Here is a 17,201-nt window from a genome sequence, read left to right as displayed (position 1 = left end):
CCATGACAGCCAAAATCAGCCTCCGCAATGTCACCAAACAATTCACCGTCCGGGCTACCAAGTCCACTGCTGCCACGACGCTCACAGCCATAGATTCGCTGAGCCTGGACGTGCGCGACGGCGAATTCCTCACCTTGGTTGGGCCAAGTGGCTCAGGCAAGACCACGCTGTTGGACCTGCTCGCGGGTCTCTCGACGCCCACGTCCGGCGAGGTGCTCGTTGACGGCAAGCCTGTGACGGGTCCCGGCAAGGACCGCGCTGTGGTGTTCCAGCAGTATGCACTGTTTCCTTGGCGGACAGCTTCGGCCAACGTGTCCATCGGCCTGGAAGGAGCAGGGCCGGACGGCAGGAAACTGAACCGGCGCGAACGGGCAGCGAAGGCCAAGGAGTATCTGGCACTGGTCGGGTTGGCCGGGTTCGAGGACCGGTATCCTCATGAGCTCTCCGGCGGCATGAAGCAACGTGTTGCCATTGCCCGCAGCCTGGCTTACGAGCCCGACGTCCTTCTGATGGACGAGCCTTTCGCGGCATTGGACGCGCAAACCCGCGAACAGTTGCAGGACGAACTGCTGCGCATCTGGAAGGCCACCGGCAAGACGATCGTGTTCATCACGCACGGCATTGACGAGGCCGTTTACCTCGGCGAGCGCGTAGCTGTGCTGAGCGCGCGGCCGGGCCGGCTGAAGGAAATTGTGGACATCAACATCCCCGATCGCGACGTCGAGGACGACATCCGCTCCCACCCGGCCTTCGTCGAGCACCGGCATGAGGTATGGACGCTGCTGCACGATGAGGTCCGTCGTGCGCAGGACGCGGGGCACCGGAAGATCCTCCCGGACGGCAGCGCACCTGATGAACCGTCAACCGTCACTAAAGAGGGAACCGTCACCAGTGAAAGGACTGCGGCCTGATGAGCACCACATTGACGCAGACAGAAACCGCGGCGGCAGCGCGCAAGGCAAGCGTCACGAGCGAGCCGGGTACCGCCGTCGGGCCTTCCGGTACTGCTGCCGCACCCGGGCAGGACACCACTGCCCAGGAAACCACCGCGCAACGTTCGACGGCGGTCCTCGCCACCGTGCGCCGGGTTACGGCAGCAGCCGGTTCAGGCGTGTGGAAGTCCGCAGGCATCCTGGCCTTCCTGGCACTGTGGGAACTCGGGCCGACGTATCTGGCCAGCCCGTCCACCAGAGTATTCCTGCCACCGTTGCACGATGTGCTGTTGGCATGGGGCAAGCTCTTTGAAGCGGGCACCATCCAGGGCCACATCGCAGCGAGCCTCACCAGGTCAGTAACCGGTTTCGGGGCGGCGCTCGTTGCAGGTGTGCTGCTGGGACTCCTGATCGCCTGGTATGGACGGCTCAACGCAGTCCTCAACCCCTTGCTGGAGCTCTTCCGCAACACGGCCGCACTGGCCCTGCTGCCCGTGTTCACGCTCCTGCTGGGCATCGGCGAGGAATCCAAGATCAGCATTGTGGCTTACGCGGCCTTCTTCCCGGTGCTGCTCAACACGATTGCGGGCGTGAAAACCGTGGATCCGCTGCTCATTCGGGCCGCGCGCTCGCTGGGACTGAACAGTTTCCAGCTCTTCCAGAAGGTCATCCTGCCGTCGGCCGTACCAACGATCTTTACCGGTATCCGGATGGCCGGCACCGCGTCCATCCTGGTGCTGATCGCCGCCGAAATGGTCGGCGCCAAGGCCGGACTTGGCTACTTGATCGTGAACGCGCAGAGCAGCTTCCTGATCCCTGATATGTACGCGGGCATCCTCACAGTCTCGTTGCTGGGCCTTGGCGTGAACTTCCTGTTGGTCGCCCTGGAACGCCACTTCTCCCGCTGGCGGACGGCYGTGGGCGCGGACGCACACTGAAAACCACCCCCGTGGCACCTGCCACAACCCATCACAAAGTAAGGAAAGAATAATGACCGTCATTACCGAAACCAAGCTTGAATTCGCCAAGCTAGGCTCCCGCATCGGCGCGGAAATCCGAGGACTCGATATCAGTGGAGACCTCAGCGAGGACACGATCGCGCAGATCCGGGGCGCGCTCAACGAGCACAAGGCCCTGGTATTCCGGGAAGCCAACATCCTCACCGACGAAGCCCAGGTGAAGTTCGCGAGCCATTTCGGCCCGCTCACCAAGGCGCACCCCACGGTTGCGTCCGTGGAAGGTGAAGAAAATGTCTTGCCGGTGGACAGCGAGAACGGCTCCGCGAACAACTGGCACACGGACGTGACGTTCGTGGTCAATCCGCCGCAGGCCTCCACGTTGCGGAGCATCGACCTGCCTGCCTACGGCGGGGAAACGCTCATCGCTTCCTCCGCTGGCGCCTACCAGGACCTGCCGGAGGAACTGCGCAACTTCGCGGACACCCTTTGGGCCGTCCACACCAACGATTACGACTACTCGGTGCCCAAGAACCTTGAGCACTCCAACGCGGAAGAACGACGCAAGGAATTCACCCGGCTGAAGTTCGAAACCGCCCACCCGGTGGTGCGCGTACACCCGTTGACCGGCGAGCGCGGATTGTTCATTGGGGGCTTCGCGCAGCGGCTTCGGATCGTGGGCTTGTCCAACACTGAATCCCGGGACATCATCAGACTGCTTCAGGCTTATGTGACGCGCCCTGAGAACGTAGTCCGCGTGAATTGGGAGCCCAACCAGGTTGTGTTATTCGATAACCGGATCACGCAGCACTACGCCCCGGATAACTACGACGGGCAGCCGCGCAAGCTCAATCGGGTCACCATTGCCGGCGACATTCCTGTCAGCATCGACGGCAAGGCAAGTCAGGCCATCCAGGGTGATTCCAGCACCTACTCGGCGGTGGCCCCGGTGACCGTCCCCGCCGTTTCGTAGGGGCGAATATGTGTTGCTGTTGTAGCCCATCTGAGTCGCAGTTAAGCGCGTTTTCAGCTCGCTGAACTGCGACTCAGTTGGGTTTAACGCGCCTTAGGGGATGTTGCTTCCCCGCGCTGCCACCCACAGGCCATACCACTCGGCCCTGGTCATGGCCGCAGCCACGGAGGCGGCATCAGCGCAGGCAGCGATTCGACCGGGGTTGGTGGTTCCCAGCACGGGAGAGATCCGCGCCGGATGCCGCATCAGCCACCCCAGCAGTACCGATTCAGGGGTAGTGCCTTTCTCCCCGGCGAGTTGCTGAAGCATTTCAGCGGTAGCCGACTCGGCCGGCGACAATTCCTCGGTCGGAGCGCCGGTGTAGCGCCCTTGAGCCATGGAGCCGTAGGCCTGGAGCTCAATCCCCTTGGCCATGCATAGCTCCACCGTCCCATGCGGAAAGGTGAAGCCCAGCCCGTCCGCATGGTTGACCAGCACGGTGCTTTCCAGCCAGTCCCGCCGCAGCAGGCTCATCTCCAGTTGGTTGGCAATGATCGGCATCTCCAGGCAGTCCTGCAGGAACTCGATCTGCGCGCCGGACATGTTGGACACACCCAGCTGCCTCACCTTGCCTTCCGCAACAAGCTGCCCGACGGCGTCCGCCACCTCGCGCGGATCCATCAAAGGATCCGGGCGGTGCAGGAGAAGGACGTCTATGTAATCTGTTTGAAGCCGCTTCAGGCTTTCATTGACCCGTTCAAGGATGGCTTCCCGGCTGAGGTCGTAGTGCGTATCCAGCCCGCGCTCCCCCAGCCTGATCCCGCATTTGCTTTGCAGCAGGATCTTCTCGCGCAGGCCCTGCGAACGGGCGAGGACTTCCCCAAAGACGGCTTCGGACTTGCCGCTGCGGTAGATGTCGGCATGATCGAACAATTCAATGCCGACGCTTTTTGCTGCCTCGATGACCACAGCAGCCTGTTCGATCTCCGCGGCACCATAGGACGTACCGTCCCAAGGACCGCCAAGGCCCATGCAGCCGTAGATGAGGCGTCCCCGCCCGTTTGCATTATTCATTCCAGTATTCAACCAGTCGATTCGCAGCCGCGCTTACGCGTCGCGGACCACCCAGGCGGTGGTGTCGGCCGGGAGCCGGCCGCCTTCCAGTGGTCCGCTGCTCACGACGACGGTGCCCGCCGGAAGTGCGAAGGGCTCACTTCCGAAGTTGGTTACCGTTTCCCAACCACCCGGACGGCTGAAGTGCAGGACGTCCTGGTTTCCGGTCTCAACCCATTCGAGTTCCTCGTCGGTCTGCAGTTCCCGGCGCAAGCGCAGCGCTTTGCGGTAAAGCTCCAGCGTTGAGCCTTCACGTCCTTCCTGCTCGGACACCGCGTAGTTTGCGAACCATTCCGGCTGCGGCAAGTGTGCCTTGCCTTCTCCGAAGCCATAGGAGGGTCCTTCCGGGGTCCACGGCAGCGGGACGCGGCAGCCATCGCGGCCGATCTCCACCCCTGGGTTGCGGTAGAAGGACGGGTCCTGCCGCTCAGAGTCCGGGATCTCAGCTACTTCCTGCAGGCCAAGCTCTTCGCCTTGGTAAAGGTAGGCGGAGCCGGGCAGGGCGAGGAGCAGCAGCGTGGCTGCACGGGCACGACGCAAGCCGAGTTCGACGTCGAGCTCTTCCGCAGGCGCGCCAGCCAGCAGCCAGCCTTTACCGTCCTGGCCCTTTGACTTGCTGGCCGAGACATCCTGGGCAGCGTTGGTTCCCTGGGCAACTGAACCGCCCTTGGGGAGACCATAGCGAGTGGCGTGGCGGACGACGTCGTGGTTGGAGAATACCCAGGTGGAGGACGCCCCGGTTTCCTTGGCGGCGATCAGGTTTTCCGTGATGATCTTCCGGAAGGAAGCCGCATCGAAGTCGGCCTGCAGGAGGTCGAAGTTGAAGGCCTGGCCCAGTCCCTCGGGGCTGGCGTAGCGGGCACGACGCGATTCGTGCACCCAGGCCTCGGCGACGGCGGTGCGCGGCGGGTTGTACTCGTTGAAGAGCTTGCGCCACTCCGCGTAGACCTCGTGGACTTCGTCGCGGTCCCAGAACGGGTGCGATCCGTCCACGAAACCATCGGTGCCATGAGCCCGGGCCTCGAGGTCTGCCTTCATCGGCAGCGGCTCGGAGAGATCCTTGGCCATGCCGTGGGCGACGTCGATGCGGAAGCCGTCCACACCGCGGTCGGACCAGAAGCGCAGGGTCTTCAGGAAGTCCTCGCGAACCTCAGGGTTGTCCCAATTGAAGTCAGGTTGCTCCTTGGCAAAGATGTGCATGTACCACTGGCCGGGAGTGCCGTCAGGTTCAGTGATGCGCTCCCAGATCGGTCCACCGAAGACAGAGTCCCAGTCCGACGGCGGCAACTCGCCATTTTCGCCCCGGCCGTCCCGGAAGATGTAGCGTTCCCGCGCAGCAGAACCCTTCGGCGATGCCAGCGCCTCCCTGAACCACTCGTGGCGGTCCGAAGAGTGGTTGGGAACGATGTCGGCCACCAGCTTGATGCCTGCGGCATGCAGCGCGGCTGCCATCTCATCAAAATCCTCAAGCGTCCCCAGCTTGGGGTCCACGTTGCGGTAATCGTCGACGTCGTAGCCACCGTCCGCGAGCGCCGACGGGTAGAACGGGCTCAGCCAAACGGCGTCGATCCCCAGTTCCTTCAGGTACGGAACCTTGGCAGTGATGCCCTTGAGGTCACCGATGCCGTCACCGTTGGAGTCGGCGAAGCTGCGCGGGTAGATCTGGTACACAGCTGCCTGGCGCCACCAGTTCGGATCAGCCATTCGCTCTTCGTCGGTACGGTGTGCCTGAGTGGCGGAAGTGCTCACGAAACTCCTTTGATTTAGAATCTAAATTTATGTCCCGGACCAGTATGAAACGCTGGGCACGGAAGGTCAACATCCACTAGCCCTTAACGGCACCTTGTGTCACGCCCGCCATGACCCACCTCTGCGTGAAGAGGTACGCGACGATCGCGGGCGCCATCGCCATCAGGTAGGAGGCGAAAGACACGTGGTAGTTGTTGCTGAACTGCGTCTGGAACAGGTTTTGCCGTACTGGAAGGGTCTGCAGGGCGGGATCGGAAATGATCAGCGACGGCATCATGAAGTCATTCCATGCATAGAGGAAGGCGAAGATACCGACGGTTGCACTCATCGGCGCCAACAGCGGGAAAATCAGCTTCCAGAATGTCTGCCATGTTGTAGCGCCATCGATTCGGGCACTCTCTTCCAGTTCCATGGGGATGGAACGCAGGAATGCAGTGAAGAGCAGCACGCTGAAGCTCAGTTGGAACATGGTGGCCAGGAGGATGACGCCGAGCGGGTTGTCCAGCCCAAGACGACCGGTGAGCTGGATCTGCGGCAGTGCAACCACCGGGAACGGAATGAACATCGCCCCAAGAAGGTAGAAGAACGAGTACCTGAACAACCGGCGTTCCCAGTTGCGCACAATCGCGTAGGAGGCGAATGCAGCAAGGACGATGGTGGCAAGGACGGTCCCTGCGGTCACCAGCAATGACATCGTGGCACCCACGGGAAAGTTCGTCAGGGTCCAGGCCTGGATAAAGCCGTCGAGGCTGAAGGGGGCGGGAAATGAGAAGGCATTGCCGTCCACCGCCTGCCCCTGGGTCTTGAATGCCATGGACACCGTGACATAGAGGGGAAGCAGCACGGTTACCGCGCACAGCAGAAGGACCGTGGTTGCCGGCCAGTTGACCCGCTCGACGGCCGGAGCCGACCGCCGTCGGCCGCTCGGAGAGGTGCCGGGTTCAACGTGGGAGGAGTCCCCGATTGCGAGAGTGGTTTCTGTGGTCATCAGAGTGCATTCCGTCCGCGAGTCAGCGAGAGCTGCAGGAGTGAGATAAGGATGGCGACCACGAAGAAGATCGTCGCATTGGCCATCTGGTAGGCGTAGTCGCCGCCATTGAAGCCGGCGATGACAGTCATCGCGATGCTTCGGGTGGAGGTCCCCGGGCCGCCGTTCGTCAACCCGACGATGATGTCGTAGGCATTGAGGAAGCCCTTGAACCCAAGAATGATGTTGATGACCACGTAACCGGCCACCAACGGAAGGGTGATCTTCAGCAGCTGCTGGAGTTTACTCGCGCCGTCGATTTCCGCGGCCTCGTAGACGTCCCCCGGCACGGCAACAAGGCCGGCGATGTAGATGAGCAGCGCTCCGGGTACTGCCTGCCAGGCTGTGACAAGAACAATCGCAATCCACGCGAGGTCGGGGTTGGCCAGCAGGCTGCTCTCCAGCCACGGGATCCCTGCCGCAGCACCCGCGGCAGGCAGGGCGTTCGAAAACAGGAAGTTGAACACGTAGGCGATGATGATGCCGGAAACCACCATTGGGATAACGAAGATGGTTCGCAGTGCCGACTTCATCCGGATGCGCGAGGTAAGCCCGACTGCAAGCAGGAAGGCGATCACGTTGACGGCGATCACGGTGACGATGGAGAACCCGAAGGTGAACAGATAGCTCTGCAGGATAGCGGGATCACTGAAGATCGCGATGTAGTTTGTCAGGCCGATGAACTCCCAATCACCAATTCCGATGGAGTCCGTGAAGCTGAAGAAGATACCGATGATGCCCGGAATCGTGATGGCGAGTGTGAACAGGATGAGGCTGGGCACGAGGAAAAAGTAGAAGATCGGTTCCACGCGCCGCCTGTTGCGCTGCGGTGGGCTGCCCTGCGGTTGGCTGCTCTGGCTTTTGCGACTCTGGCTTATGCGACTCTGGCCGGATGTGGTTGAGGTGCTGATACTGGACATGTTCTGACTTCCTATGTTCTGCACTACTGGCGGAAGGCCAGGCGCGCCCAATCTGCGTCGAGTGTGCGGAGGGTGGATGCAGGGGACGCGCCAAACACGATTGCCTGCGTGTAGTTCATGATCGGGATGGTCCGCGGAACGAGCACCGAGGGACCCTGGTAAACCTGCGATTTCTCGTAGTACTCCACCATTCCCTCAATCCGGGGGTCCGGGACGTTTGCAGAATCCTTGGTGGGTGTGAAGCCCAACTGTGATTTGTTGTAGGCATCGATCACCTCTGGCCTGTACAGGTACTCGAGGAAGTTACGTGCAGCATCCTTGTGCTTGGACGCTTCCGGAATCCAGGCCGCGAGGTCCACATTGACGCGGACGCGCAGATCCTTGGGATCTTCGGTCATCGGCAGGGGAAAGGTTCCGAGCTTGAGGTCCGGGGCGGTCTTGGCGATTTCGCTGAATGCCCACGGGCCCTGCAGATACATGGCCGCCTTGCCCTGCGAGAAAGCAAGATTACCGTCGCCATAGGCCCGGCTTGCAGCATCCGTGTTGACGTAGCTCTTTGCGAGCGTCAGCATCTTCTCGACTGGCTGGTTGAAGTCTTTCTGGAATGACACGGAGGATTCCGGCCCAACCTCCGTGCCTTCGGCAGCAAGCTTCTTGAAGAAGTCAATGGTGTCCACCTGCCCACCTACGGAGTAGTCAAACCACCCCTGGGCGATCGTCCAGTCGTCCTTCCACGTGGCATAGAACGGCGTTACCCCAGCGGCTTTCAGCGCTTCACACGCCGCGACCATCTCGCTCCACGTCTTCGGCACGGCAATGTTGTGCGCAGCGAAGATCTCCTTGTTGTAGATCACCGAGGACGCCATGACCGAGTACGGCAGGGCACTGGTCCGGTCCGGATACGAGCCGTACTGATCCATCAGCGGTTGGAGGTCCTCGCGGACGCGGGAGGCGGCTTGCGTACCGGACAAGTCGCTCAACGCTCCGCGCTGGACAAAGCGGGACGTCTCCATGTTGTAGTTTGCAAGCGCGATGTCCGGTGGATTGCCACGGACAAAGCTGGCGGACACGACGTCGACACCCGAGGTGTCCAGTACTACCTCGGTTTTGTTCTGGGAAGCGTTGTAGTCGGCAACCAGCTTGGTCATGAAGCCGATGGCCTCCCGCTTGCTGAAGGTGAAGCGGATGGTCTCTTTGCCCGGTTCCCCGGTGCAGCCCGAGAGAAGGCCGGCGAGCAGAGCCAGACCCAGGCCCATCGCTGCCATACGTTTCTTGCGCGTAGCTTTCACAGACTCCATAGTCCTTTCGTCTTGCGGACCCCCAGTGGCCGCTATGCCTTGGGGAGGTGGTCGCGTTCAGCCTCCGATTTTAGATAGGAGGTAAATTTATGACCTATCGCTAGTATTTAGTGAGGAGCGCCACACGGTCAAGCTTTTGAGGAAATGCGTCGCCATCTAAATTTATGTACTAAATTTAGAGAGACCGCTCTATCACTCTGGTAGGCGGCTGGAAAGTGGGAGCACCGCATGCTGATCGGGACTGCGCCGTCAACACAGCTGGTTCGTAGGGTCAATGCCGGCGCGATGCTCAAGGCCATGCGGGGTGCCGGCGTCGTAACAGGCACCGAACTCATGGCTTCTACCGGACTCTCCCGCGCCACCGTCATTTCCATCTGCGACGAACTCGTCCGGCTCGGCTGGCTCCAGGAGCTGGAAAACCAGCGAGGGGCCGGAGACTACATCAAGGGCAGGCCTGCGCGCCGCTTTATCTTCGACGACAGCGCGGCCAGCGTGCTTGGGATCGACATCGGCGCCAACAAGATCACGGCCATAGTGGCTGACATGGCGGGAACACCTCTGTCGCAAGTCACGATGCCCTTCCGCACATACATCGTGCCGGCCAATGAGCGCGCGGATGTGCTGGACCGGATCGCCGCCGATGTCCTGAAAAAGGCCGGCGTATCTGCAGACTCGGTTCTTGCTGTGTCTGTGGGAGTGGCTGCGCCCGTAAGCCGCGACGGCGAGGTCCTCACCGTCCAGGAATTCTGGAAGTCCTTCGATGTCCGCCAGATTGTTTCAGAGCGGCATGGCTGGCAGGTACTCCTGGAAAATGACGCCAACCTCGCAGCCCTCGCGGAACGGTGGCAAGGCACCGCGCAGGGAGTCGACAACCTCGTGGTCATGCTCGCCGGCGACCGTCTGGGTTCCGGCATCCTGGAATCCGGCCGTTTGCTCCACGGGCAGCTTGGTGGCTTTGGGGAACTCGGATATCTGGATACGGTGGACGGCGTGGGCGACACCTACGGCATCGCCCACTACGCTGTGTTGTGGGGACGGGAAGCCCTTTCTGGCAGCGAGACCACCAAGCTGCGGGAACTTTGCGAGGATGATCCTGCAGCGCTCACAGCAGAGATGGTTTTCAAGGCAGCCGCGGAGGGAGACCCGGCCGCCCGTCACGCCCTGGATCGCGTGGCGCACCGCATGGCCCGCGTGATCGGGTCAATCAGTACCTTGGTCAACCCTGAGCTGGTAGTTATTGCCGGAGCCGTGGCGGCCTCTGCCCATGCCCTGATCCCAGCCATTGAGAAGCAGTTGCCGGACTTCACGTTCACTCCCCCGCGCCTGGCAACCTCCACTCTGGGCGACGGCATTGTGTCCCTCGGCGCGATCCGCCACGCCCTGGACTACGTCGAGGAACACGCACTGGACCTCTCCCCCTCGTCATTGCCTAAGCGCGCGGACGCTTCCTGATCTTGTCCAGCGCCGCCTGGAACCCGGGGCTACGCGCTATTCCGGCATTGACATGGTGCGCAGGTCCAGCTGTCTCAGAACACGATCTGCCACTTCAGGATCAGTCCCCGGCTCATTGCGCGCCTCCACCACTTCCTGGCGTGCGGCATCCAGCGCTATCGTCTGCACGGCAATGGCAAGTTCACGCCCTCGCTTGCGTTTCTCCGCCGCCGACTCGTTGCGCAACGTCCCGTCCAGCAGCTCTGCATGGAGCCGGCGCATCTTTTCCTTGACCAGTGCCACTTTGTCCGCGGGGAGTTCCTTCATGAGCTCGTGGTCCTTCAGGGCCGATACCGCCGCCGACTGGGCGCGCTTGGCGAGTACCCGTGCCGCGTCCTTTTCATGGGAACCGTCCTCCGTGGCTTTGAGGACCCGCATCAGCCACGGAAGTGTCAGGCCGGGCAATACCAAGGTGGCCAGGAGCACGGCGCAGGCGATGACCAGGATTTCGTGCCGCGCGGGAAAGTCGCTGCCATCAGGCAAGGTCACCGGGAGGGCCAAAGCGAGAGCCAGTGTGGCCAGCCCACGCATTCCGCACCATGTCAGGATGAGTACTTCCTTGGGCGAGGTTGGCTGCAGGAGATTCCGCCGCTGGTGGGCGGTTAACGCAAGCAGCCCGAGCCATAGGTAGCGAACAACGAACACCAGGATGCAGATCACCACAGCAACGCCGATCATCCCGAAAATCGCCGTCCCTTCGTCACGGATGACGTGACGGATCTCCAAGCCCACCAGGCCGAAGGCCAGTCCGGTCGCCAGCAGCTCCACCACGTCCCAGAACGCAGTCCGCGTGATGCGCTCAGCGGCGTCCTGCGGCCGCGCGTGGCGTTGCAGTTCCAAGGCGGTCACGACGACGGCCACCACACCTGAAGCGTGGAGCTCTTCCGCCAGGATGTACGCAGCGAACGGAACCACAAGCGTGACCGCACTGCGTGCCACCATGGAGGTCACCAGCTTGGTGATGAACTTGGTCAGACGGCCCATGGCGATGCCGATGACCACCGCCAAGGCCGCGCCCACCACGAACTGCAGGATAACGTTAGGCCCCACCTCGCTACCGGAGACCGTGGCGGCAACCGCTGCCTGGAAGATCACAATGGCGGCGGCGTCATTGAAAAGGCCCTCACTCTGCAGAACAGTAATGAGCCGCCTGGGCATGTGAACGCGGCCAGCCACGGACTCGACTGCGACGGGATCCGGCGGGGCAACCATAGCTCCCAAGGCAATCGCTGCCGGGATGCCAATCCCCGGAATCATGAGCCAGGCAGCACCGGCCACCACTGCGGTGGAAACCACCACCAAGGCGACAGCCATGAGGAGCAGCGTCCGCCACCGGACGCGGAAAACGGCCCAGGAACTCTTCTGCGCGGTGGCAAAGAGCAACGGCGGGAGGAAGATTGGCAGGATCAACTCAGGCGAGATCTCAAACYCCGGAAAGCCCGGAATGAAGGTCAACGCAACAGCCAGGAGCAGCATCAGGACCGGGTATGGAAGCCGAAGCCWGTCCCCCAAGCCCACAGCCAGCACCGTCGCAAGCAGCAATCCGATAATGAGTGCCAGCTGATGGATGTTCCCGCTTCCCCAGAAGTTGTTCGTCGCGCCTGCGGACAACGCCGCGGAAGCTACCTACCAACCTATCCCGGGGTGCACGGATCCCTTGCCAGCGTCAATCCGCGGTCAAAGCATCCACCACGTCAACTGTTCCATCCTTGAAAGTGACGGTCCGGTGGATAGTGCCGGGAAGTTCCAGGACGGCGGCCGCCACCAGGGCAACGTTCGCGCGGGAAGTCCTGGTGCCGTTGCCAGGATTGGCCGGGTTGACTTCGATCAGTCCTGATGCCGGCTCCTCCGTCAAAGTTCCGGGTGCCAGCACCGTCCAGTCCAGGCCGGTACTGCGCAGGTAGTCATCAGCGGCGGCCTTGGACTCGGCGTAGGGAAAGAAGGGGTGGTCCTCGGGGATGCCGTGATCCTTTGCGCTGCCTATGTAGGAAACCATCACGTAACGCTTGATGCCGGCTTCCTTGGCTGCGTCCATGGATCGGATGGCGGCGTCCCGGTCCACGGCATAGGTCCTGGCCGGATTACCCCCACCGGCCCCGGCCGACCAGACCACGGCGTCGTGGCCCTTCAGCGCCTGGGCGAGTTCCGCCGTCGTCGAGTTTTCCACGTCCAGCACCTGCGCGGTGGCACCGGTCTCCGTGACTTCTGCCACATGATCGGGATTTCGAATGAACGACGTGACATCGTGACCTTCGCCACTAAGAATCCGGGATAAATGAAGGGCCACTTTGCCGTGGCCGCCAATGATTGCGATTCGGCTCATGCACCCATTCTGTCCCACATGGGAGGGTGGCGCGGCCGGAGATATGAAAGACCCCGCAGACGAAATCTGCGGGGTCTTGACCTGTAGCGGTGGGGAGGCTCGATCTCCCGACCTCACGATTATGAGTCGTGCGCTCTAACCAACTGAGCTACACCGCCACGAATGAGAAAAACCTGTGTCAAGCCGGTCAAAACCGCCTTGACACAGGCCCTCATTCAGAGCCCCCCACCGGAATCGATCCGGTGACCTCGTTCTTACCAAGAACGCGCTCTACCACTGAGCTAGGGGGGCAACGAGTAAATACTCTACCGGACGTTTTCAGAAGCTACAAATCGGCGAAAATCCGGGGAAAAACGGCGTCGACACAATTTGCGCAGACGCCACTTTCCTGATCCAAATACCGCCCAAATCAGGGCAGACGGAGGACCTGTCCGGGGTAGATGAGATCCGGGTTTGGCACCGTGTCAGCATTGGTTGCGATCAGGGCTCCGAGGTCCACCCCGAACTGCGCAGCGATGCCGCTCATCGTGTCCCCGGGCTCCACCACAACCTCCGTGACGCGTGGGGCGACTGGACCCTGCTGCCCTGCCTCGGCAGCGGCCTCAGAGGCTGCCTGTTGGGCCAGTGGCTGGACCTCTGGCGCTCCGGGCTCCAAGCCCGCCTGCTCGGCGATCTGAGCGCCTGCAGCGTTGGCTGCCTCCTGCTGCTCAGCCGCTTGGGCTGCAGCGGCTTCTGCGGCGGCCTTGCTCGACGCTGAAGCATCGACGGCGGCAGTATCCTCTGCGGCCTGGTCCACAGCGGAGCGATCGGCAGCGGACTTGTCCGCAGGATCAACGGGGGCGCTTGGGTGATCCTTCTCACCAAGGCCCAGGTTCTTCTTCAAATTGTCGAGCAATCCCATGGGGAACCCTCCTACATTCAGCGTGCGACCGTCAGGCTCTTCGCAGCTACGCCACTCGTAGCACTTTGATCGTACGGCGGCTCCCCCTGGCATGGAACCCGCCCTTGTTCGTCCCACCCGCCCTTGAACGGAGGGAATGCCGAACAAGAGCGGGAATTGACGGGATTAAACGCCACAAGGGGCCGGCCCGAAAGCCGACCMCCTGACGGGAACTACTTAGTGATGATCACCAATAAAGTGTTTACCACTTGCCCTTGCGGTTGAAGTCGCGGTGTCCGCCTTCGCCACCGCTGCGGGGCTTGCGGGCGCCGTCGCCGTGTCCGCCGAAGCGGGAGCCGCTGGACTGGCCACGGTCACGATCGCCGAAGCTGCCTGCAGTGCGCTCGGAGCGGTCGCTGTACGTGCGGCCGCCACGGTCAGCAGAGGAACGCTCGCCACCTTCGGACTTGCGGAAGTCCTTCTTGAACCCACCGCTGCCCTTGAAGTTGCCGCCACCACGGTTTTCGCGGTCGCCATAGCCACCACGGCCTCCGGCGCCACCACCGGAGTAGCTGCCACGGTCGCCGCTGGGCTTGCGTCCGTTGTCCAGCTCGAGGTTGATCAGTTCGCCACCAATGCGGGTGCGGGACAGTGCGCGCAGCTGCTCGGGGCTCAGGTCAGCCGGGAGTTCCACCAGGGAGTGGTCCGAGCGGATGTCGATGCCACCGATCTGGGCGGAAGAGATGCCACCTTCGTTGGCAATGGCACCCACGATGGAGCCCGGCATGACGCGCTGACGGCGTCCGACGGCGATCCGGTAGGTGGCGTTGCCCTCGGTGAGTGCACGGGTCGGGCCACGGGAGCCGAAGCCGTCCTTGGAGCGTTCGCGCTTCTGGTACTCAGGAGCTGCAGGCAGTTCCTTGACCAGCAGCGGCTGTCCGCCCTGGGCCATGACGGCGAGCGCAGCAGCGATCTCCGAGGCCGGGACGTTGTGCTCTTCCTCGTAAGAGGAGATGAGATCGCGGAATGCTGCAACATCCTCGGACTCAAGGGTCTCGGTGATGCGCTCGGCGAACTTGCCCAGGCGCAGCGTGTTCACGGTCTCGGCTGTGGGCAGGTGCATCTGCTCCACCGGCTGGCGCGTGGCCTTCTCGATGGAACGCAGCAGGTACTTCTCCCGCGGTGTCATGAACAGGATCGCGTCACCGGAACGGCCTGCACGGCCGGTGCGGCCGATGCGGTGGACGTAGGACTCGGTGTCGTGGGGGATGTCGTAGTTGATGACGTGGCTGATGCGCTCAACGTCAAGACCACGGGCTGCGACGTCGGTAGCAACCAGGATGTCGATGCGGCCTTCCTTCAGCGCGTCAACAGTACGTTCACGCTGCTGCTGCGGGATGTCGCCATTGATGGCGGCAGCCTGGAAACCGCGGGCCTTCAGCTTGTCAGCCAGATCCTCGGTTGCCATCTTGGTGCGCACGAAGGCGATAACGCCGTCGAACTCTTCAACTTCCAGGATGCGGGTCAGGGCGTCCAGCTTGTGCGGGCCCATGACCTGAAGGTAACGCTGCTTGGTGTTGGCACCGGTGGTGGTCTTGGACTTCACCGAGATTTCAGCAGGGTTGTTCAAGTACTGCTTGGACATGCGGCGGATCTGGCCCGGCATGGTGGCAGAGAACAGCGCAACCTGGCGGGTTTCCGGAGTCTGCTGGAAGATCTGCTCTACGTCATCGGCGAAGCCCATGCGCAGCATTTCGTCAGCTTCGTCCAGCACCAAATACTGGAGTTCGGAGAGGTCCAGGGAGCCCTTGGCAATGTGGTCGATCACACGGCCGGGGGTACCGACAACAACCTGTGCACCGCGGCGCAGGCCCGCCAGCTGGGGACCATAAGCGGAGCCACCGTAAACCGGGAGCACAGTGAAATCGTCAATGTGCTTGGCGTAGGAAGTGAACGCTTCAGCAACCTGGAGGGCGAGTTCACGCGTCGGCGCCAGGACCAATGCCTGGGTCTTGCGGGACGGGCCGTTGAGGTCGTGCAGCTCAGCCAGGCGGGACAGCGCAGGAACAGCGAAGGCTGCGGTCTTGCCGGTACCGGTCTGGGCCAGGCCGACGACGTCGCGGCCTTCGAGGAGCAGCGGGATGGTAGCTGCCTGGATGGGGGACGGCTTTTCGTAGCCGACATCCTGCAGTGCGGCCAGAACGCGGCCATCGATGCCAAGATCGACGAAGCGGACGCCTTCTTCTTCCTCGTCTTCTGCCTTGGGGGCAGGAGCTTCGGTGAAGGCGGGGGCTGCAGACTCGGGTGCAGCGTTCTCGACGGGGGCAGCGGCGGTAGCCGGTGCTTCTACTACGGTGCCTTCAGCGGCGGTCTCTGCTACGTCAGCAGACTCAGCGTTCTGGGCGTCGAAGTTTTCGTTGAGATTTTCGGTCATAGGGGGAAATTCCTCATCCATAGGGCAGTCGGCGCGGCCCGGTTGGGCTTGGCCGCATTACTCGTCGCGAAGAGCCAGGCAAAGGTGCCCTGCTTTCGCAAGAAGTCCGGCGCTATCGCAATCCCATGGCAGGACTTCCCGCTGCATCTCTTGGCTGCTATCCCAGCAGTCTGTACAGCGTTTTCTTTAGCCGGCTCTCCCTATGAAAATGCCCGCACACATTTGCGGGCCCCAACACTTACCAGTCCTGCCTCAAGAATTGGGCAGGATAAAGGGATTTCCGGAGTGGGGGATATTTCAAGTGTAGGGCACAGAGGGGCCTCACCGCGAGTTGAGTCCTGATGAAGACGGGTGAGCTTGAGCACACCCGGACTCGTCGGCACTACAAGGCAGCCCACAAGGGCCCCTCAGGGCGCCCCTCACGGCAGACCTCAAGCCCGTTCAAGAAGGCTTACAACCCGTTCCGCCTCAGGACTTTCTCGAACTTCTCGTGGTATTCGTCCTGAAGCCGGACCTCCCCGTCCGCCTCGGCATCGAGCAAGGTTTGCACCATCTCCGGCGTGGGTTCGCTAAACCATTGGCCAACAGTAATGCCGTGCTTCGGTACGAACAGTCGGTGAATATGGTCTCCCGCGGAGACCGTCCCCGTCTTGATCACACGCAGGTAAGTTCCTACCCGCCCGGCCTGCGTGAAGCGCTTCACCCATTGCGGCTCGTCCAACAAGCGCTGGAAGGTGGCGCACGGGACGCGCGGTGACGTTACTTCCACTTCCACATCCAGCCCGATCTTCCAACGTTCACCAATGACGGCTCCCGTGGTCTCGATTCCGTCCACCCGCAGGTTCTCCCCGAAGACGCCGGCTGGAAGCTCACGATCCAGTGCGGCTGACCAGTAATCGGCGTCTGCCTGGGAATAGGCATACAGGGCCTGGTCTTCACCGCCGTGATCGAACCTGTTGGCTTGGACGTCGCCATGGACGCCGAGCTTGTGGATCTTGACGGGGCCTTCCACAGGACGCTTATCGATCGCGGTGACGCCAACGCTTCCTTCCGGGTCAGGCAACAACTGGTGGACACGGCAGACAGCGAGAAGGGATGCGGTGTTCATGGACAACAGTTTACGGAC

General features: G+C 62.1%; 14 protein-coding genes and 2 tRNA genes. 4 read left to right on the top strand and 12 right to left on the bottom strand.

Annotated features, from left to right (window positions below):
* Positions 1-2 precede the first annotated feature (2 nt).
* From AB4Y87_RS08895 to AB4Y87_RS08885, 3 genes are read left to right on the top strand one after another with little or no spacing between them, the layout of a single operon-like run.
* The gene (locus AB4Y87_RS08895; RefSeq protein WP_442004022.1) at positions 3-911 is read left to right on the top strand and encodes an ABC transporter ATP-binding protein; all 909 of its coding nucleotides are present in this window, start codon (positions 3-5) and stop codon (positions 909-911) included.
* Positions 911-1,870, top strand: coding sequence for an ABC transporter permease (locus AB4Y87_RS08890; RefSeq protein WP_442004021.1), 960 nt, complete (start codon positions 911-913; stop codon positions 1,868-1,870). Before AB4Y87_RS08895 ends, AB4Y87_RS08890 begins: the two co-directional genes overlap by 1 nt.
* 52 nt (positions 1,871-1,922) lie before the next feature.
* Positions 1,923-2,861 carry a TauD/TfdA dioxygenase family protein gene (locus AB4Y87_RS08885; RefSeq protein WP_442004020.1) on the top strand — a complete coding sequence of 313 codons (939 nt, stop codon included), beginning with the start codon at positions 1,923-1,925 and terminating at the stop codon, positions 2,859-2,861.
* Positions 2,862-2,954: 93 nt separating this feature from the next.
* Here AB4Y87_RS08885 and AB4Y87_RS08880 read toward each other — a convergent pair whose 3' ends face one another.
* The 5 genes from AB4Y87_RS08880 to AB4Y87_RS08860 form a co-directional block, all read right to left on the bottom strand.
* Positions 2,955-3,914 (bottom strand): aldo/keto reductase, encoded by a 960-nt coding sequence (locus tag AB4Y87_RS08880; RefSeq protein ID WP_442004019.1) that lies wholly within the window; start codon positions 3,912-3,914, stop codon positions 2,955-2,957.
* A 33-nt stretch (positions 3,915-3,947) separates the two neighbouring features.
* Positions 3,948-5,702 (bottom strand): glycoside hydrolase family 13 protein, encoded by a 1,755-nt coding sequence (locus AB4Y87_RS08875; protein WP_442004018.1) that lies wholly within the window; start codon positions 5,700-5,702, stop codon positions 3,948-3,950.
* A 76-nt stretch (positions 5,703-5,778) separates the two neighbouring features.
* On the bottom strand, positions 5,779-6,690 hold the full coding sequence (locus AB4Y87_RS08870) for a carbohydrate ABC transporter permease (protein ID WP_442004017.1): 912 nt from the start codon (positions 6,688-6,690) through the stop codon (positions 5,779-5,781).
* On the bottom strand, positions 6,690-7,649 hold the full coding sequence (locus tag AB4Y87_RS08865; protein ID WP_442004016.1) for a carbohydrate ABC transporter permease: 960 nt from the start codon (positions 7,647-7,649) through the stop codon (positions 6,690-6,692). Before AB4Y87_RS08865 ends, AB4Y87_RS08870 begins: the two co-directional genes overlap by 1 nt.
* 23 nt (positions 7,650-7,672) lie before the next feature.
* Positions 7,673-8,947, bottom strand: coding sequence for an extracellular solute-binding protein (locus AB4Y87_RS08860; protein ID WP_442004015.1), 1,275 nt, complete (start codon positions 8,945-8,947; stop codon positions 7,673-7,675).
* A gap of 228 nt (positions 8,948-9,175) precedes the next feature.
* Between AB4Y87_RS08860 and AB4Y87_RS08855 the strand changes: the two genes are divergently transcribed.
* Positions 9,176-10,399 carry an ROK family protein gene (locus AB4Y87_RS08855; protein WP_442004014.1) on the top strand — a complete coding sequence of 408 codons (1,224 nt, stop codon included), beginning with the start codon at positions 9,176-9,178 and terminating at the stop codon, positions 10,397-10,399.
* 36 nt (positions 10,400-10,435) lie between these two features.
* Here the strand turns inward: AB4Y87_RS08855 and AB4Y87_RS08850 are convergent, their stop codons facing one another.
* From AB4Y87_RS08850 to AB4Y87_RS08820, 7 genes are all read right to left on the bottom strand, one after another.
* Entirely contained in the window at positions 10,436-12,007 is a 1,572-nt protein-coding gene (locus tag AB4Y87_RS08850) for a Na+/H+ antiporter (protein ID WP_442004122.1), read from the bottom strand.
* Between the two features lie 97 nt (positions 12,008-12,104).
* The gene (locus tag AB4Y87_RS08845; RefSeq protein ID WP_442004013.1) at positions 12,105-12,761 is read right to left on the bottom strand and encodes an SDR family oxidoreductase; all 657 of its coding nucleotides are present in this window, start codon (positions 12,759-12,761) and stop codon (positions 12,105-12,107) included.
* Positions 12,762-12,845: 84 nt separating this feature from the next.
* Positions 12,846-12,919, bottom strand: a tRNA-Met gene (locus AB4Y87_RS08840).
* Between the two features lie 61 nt (positions 12,920-12,980).
* A tRNA-Thr gene (locus AB4Y87_RS08835) sits at positions 12,981-13,052 on the bottom strand.
* 118 nt (positions 13,053-13,170) lie between these two features.
* The gene (locus tag AB4Y87_RS08830; protein ID WP_442004012.1) at positions 13,171-13,662 is read right to left on the bottom strand and encodes a LysM peptidoglycan-binding domain-containing protein; all 492 of its coding nucleotides are present in this window, start codon (positions 13,660-13,662) and stop codon (positions 13,171-13,173) included.
* Between the two features lie 241 nt (positions 13,663-13,903).
* On the bottom strand, positions 13,904-16,075 hold the full coding sequence (locus AB4Y87_RS08825; RefSeq protein WP_442004011.1) for a DEAD/DEAH box helicase: 2,172 nt from the start codon (positions 16,073-16,075) through the stop codon (positions 13,904-13,906).
* 451 nt (positions 16,076-16,526) lie between these two features.
* On the bottom strand, positions 16,527-17,183 hold the full coding sequence (locus AB4Y87_RS08820) for an MOSC domain-containing protein (protein WP_442004010.1): 657 nt from the start codon (positions 17,181-17,183) through the stop codon (positions 16,527-16,529).
* Positions 17,184-17,201: the final 18 nt, after the last annotated feature.

The sequence above is a fragment of the Paenarthrobacter sp. RAF54_2 genome, from assembly GCF_052113945.1.
Lineage (GTDB): Bacteria > Actinomycetota > Actinomycetes > Actinomycetales > Micrococcaceae > Arthrobacter.
Note: the sequence above shows the minus strand (reverse complement) of the source record. Positions and strands in the feature narration are given on the sequence as shown.

What these genes read in the sequence shown, in the direction of transcription:
- AB4Y87_RS08830 (WP_442004012.1), bottom strand. Translation starts at nt 13,662, where the DNA reads ATGGGATTGCTCGACAATTTGAAGAAGAACCTGGGCCTTGGTGAGAAG.
- AB4Y87_RS08855 (WP_442004014.1), top strand. Translation starts at nt 9,176, where the DNA reads ATGCTGATCGGGACTGCGCCGTCAACACAGCTGGTTCGTAGGGTCAAT.
- AB4Y87_RS08885 (WP_442004020.1), top strand. Translation starts at nt 1,923, where the DNA reads ATGACCGTCATTACCGAAACCAAGCTTGAATTCGCCAAGCTAGGCTCC.
- AB4Y87_RS08860 (WP_442004015.1), bottom strand. Translation starts at nt 8,947, where the DNA reads ATGGAGTCTGTGAAAGCTACGCGCAAGAAACGTATGGCAGCGATGGGC.
- AB4Y87_RS08825 (WP_442004011.1), bottom strand. Translation starts at nt 16,075, where the DNA reads ATGACCGAAAATCTCAACGAAAACTTCGACGCCCAGAACGCTGAGTCT.
- AB4Y87_RS08895 (WP_442004022.1), top strand. Translation starts at nt 3, where the DNA reads ATGACAGCCAAAATCAGCCTCCGCAATGTCACCAAACAATTCACCGTC.
- AB4Y87_RS08865 (WP_442004016.1), bottom strand. Translation starts at nt 7,649, where the DNA reads ATGTCCAGTATCAGCACCTCAACCACATCCGGCCAGAGTCGCATAAGC.
- AB4Y87_RS08870 (WP_442004017.1), bottom strand. Translation starts at nt 6,690, where the DNA reads ATGACCACAGAAACCACTCTCGCAATCGGGGACTCCTCCCACGTTGAA.
- AB4Y87_RS08820 (WP_442004010.1), bottom strand. Translation starts at nt 17,183, where the DNA reads ATGAACACCGCATCCCTTCTCGCTGTCTGCCGTGTCCACCAGTTGTTG.
- AB4Y87_RS08880 (WP_442004019.1), bottom strand. Translation starts at nt 3,914, where the DNA reads ATGAATAATGCAAACGGGCGGGGACGCCTCATCTACGGCTGCATGGGC.
- AB4Y87_RS08845 (WP_442004013.1), bottom strand. Translation starts at nt 12,761, where the DNA reads ATGAGCCGAATCGCAATCATTGGCGGCCACGGCAAAGTGGCCCTTCAT.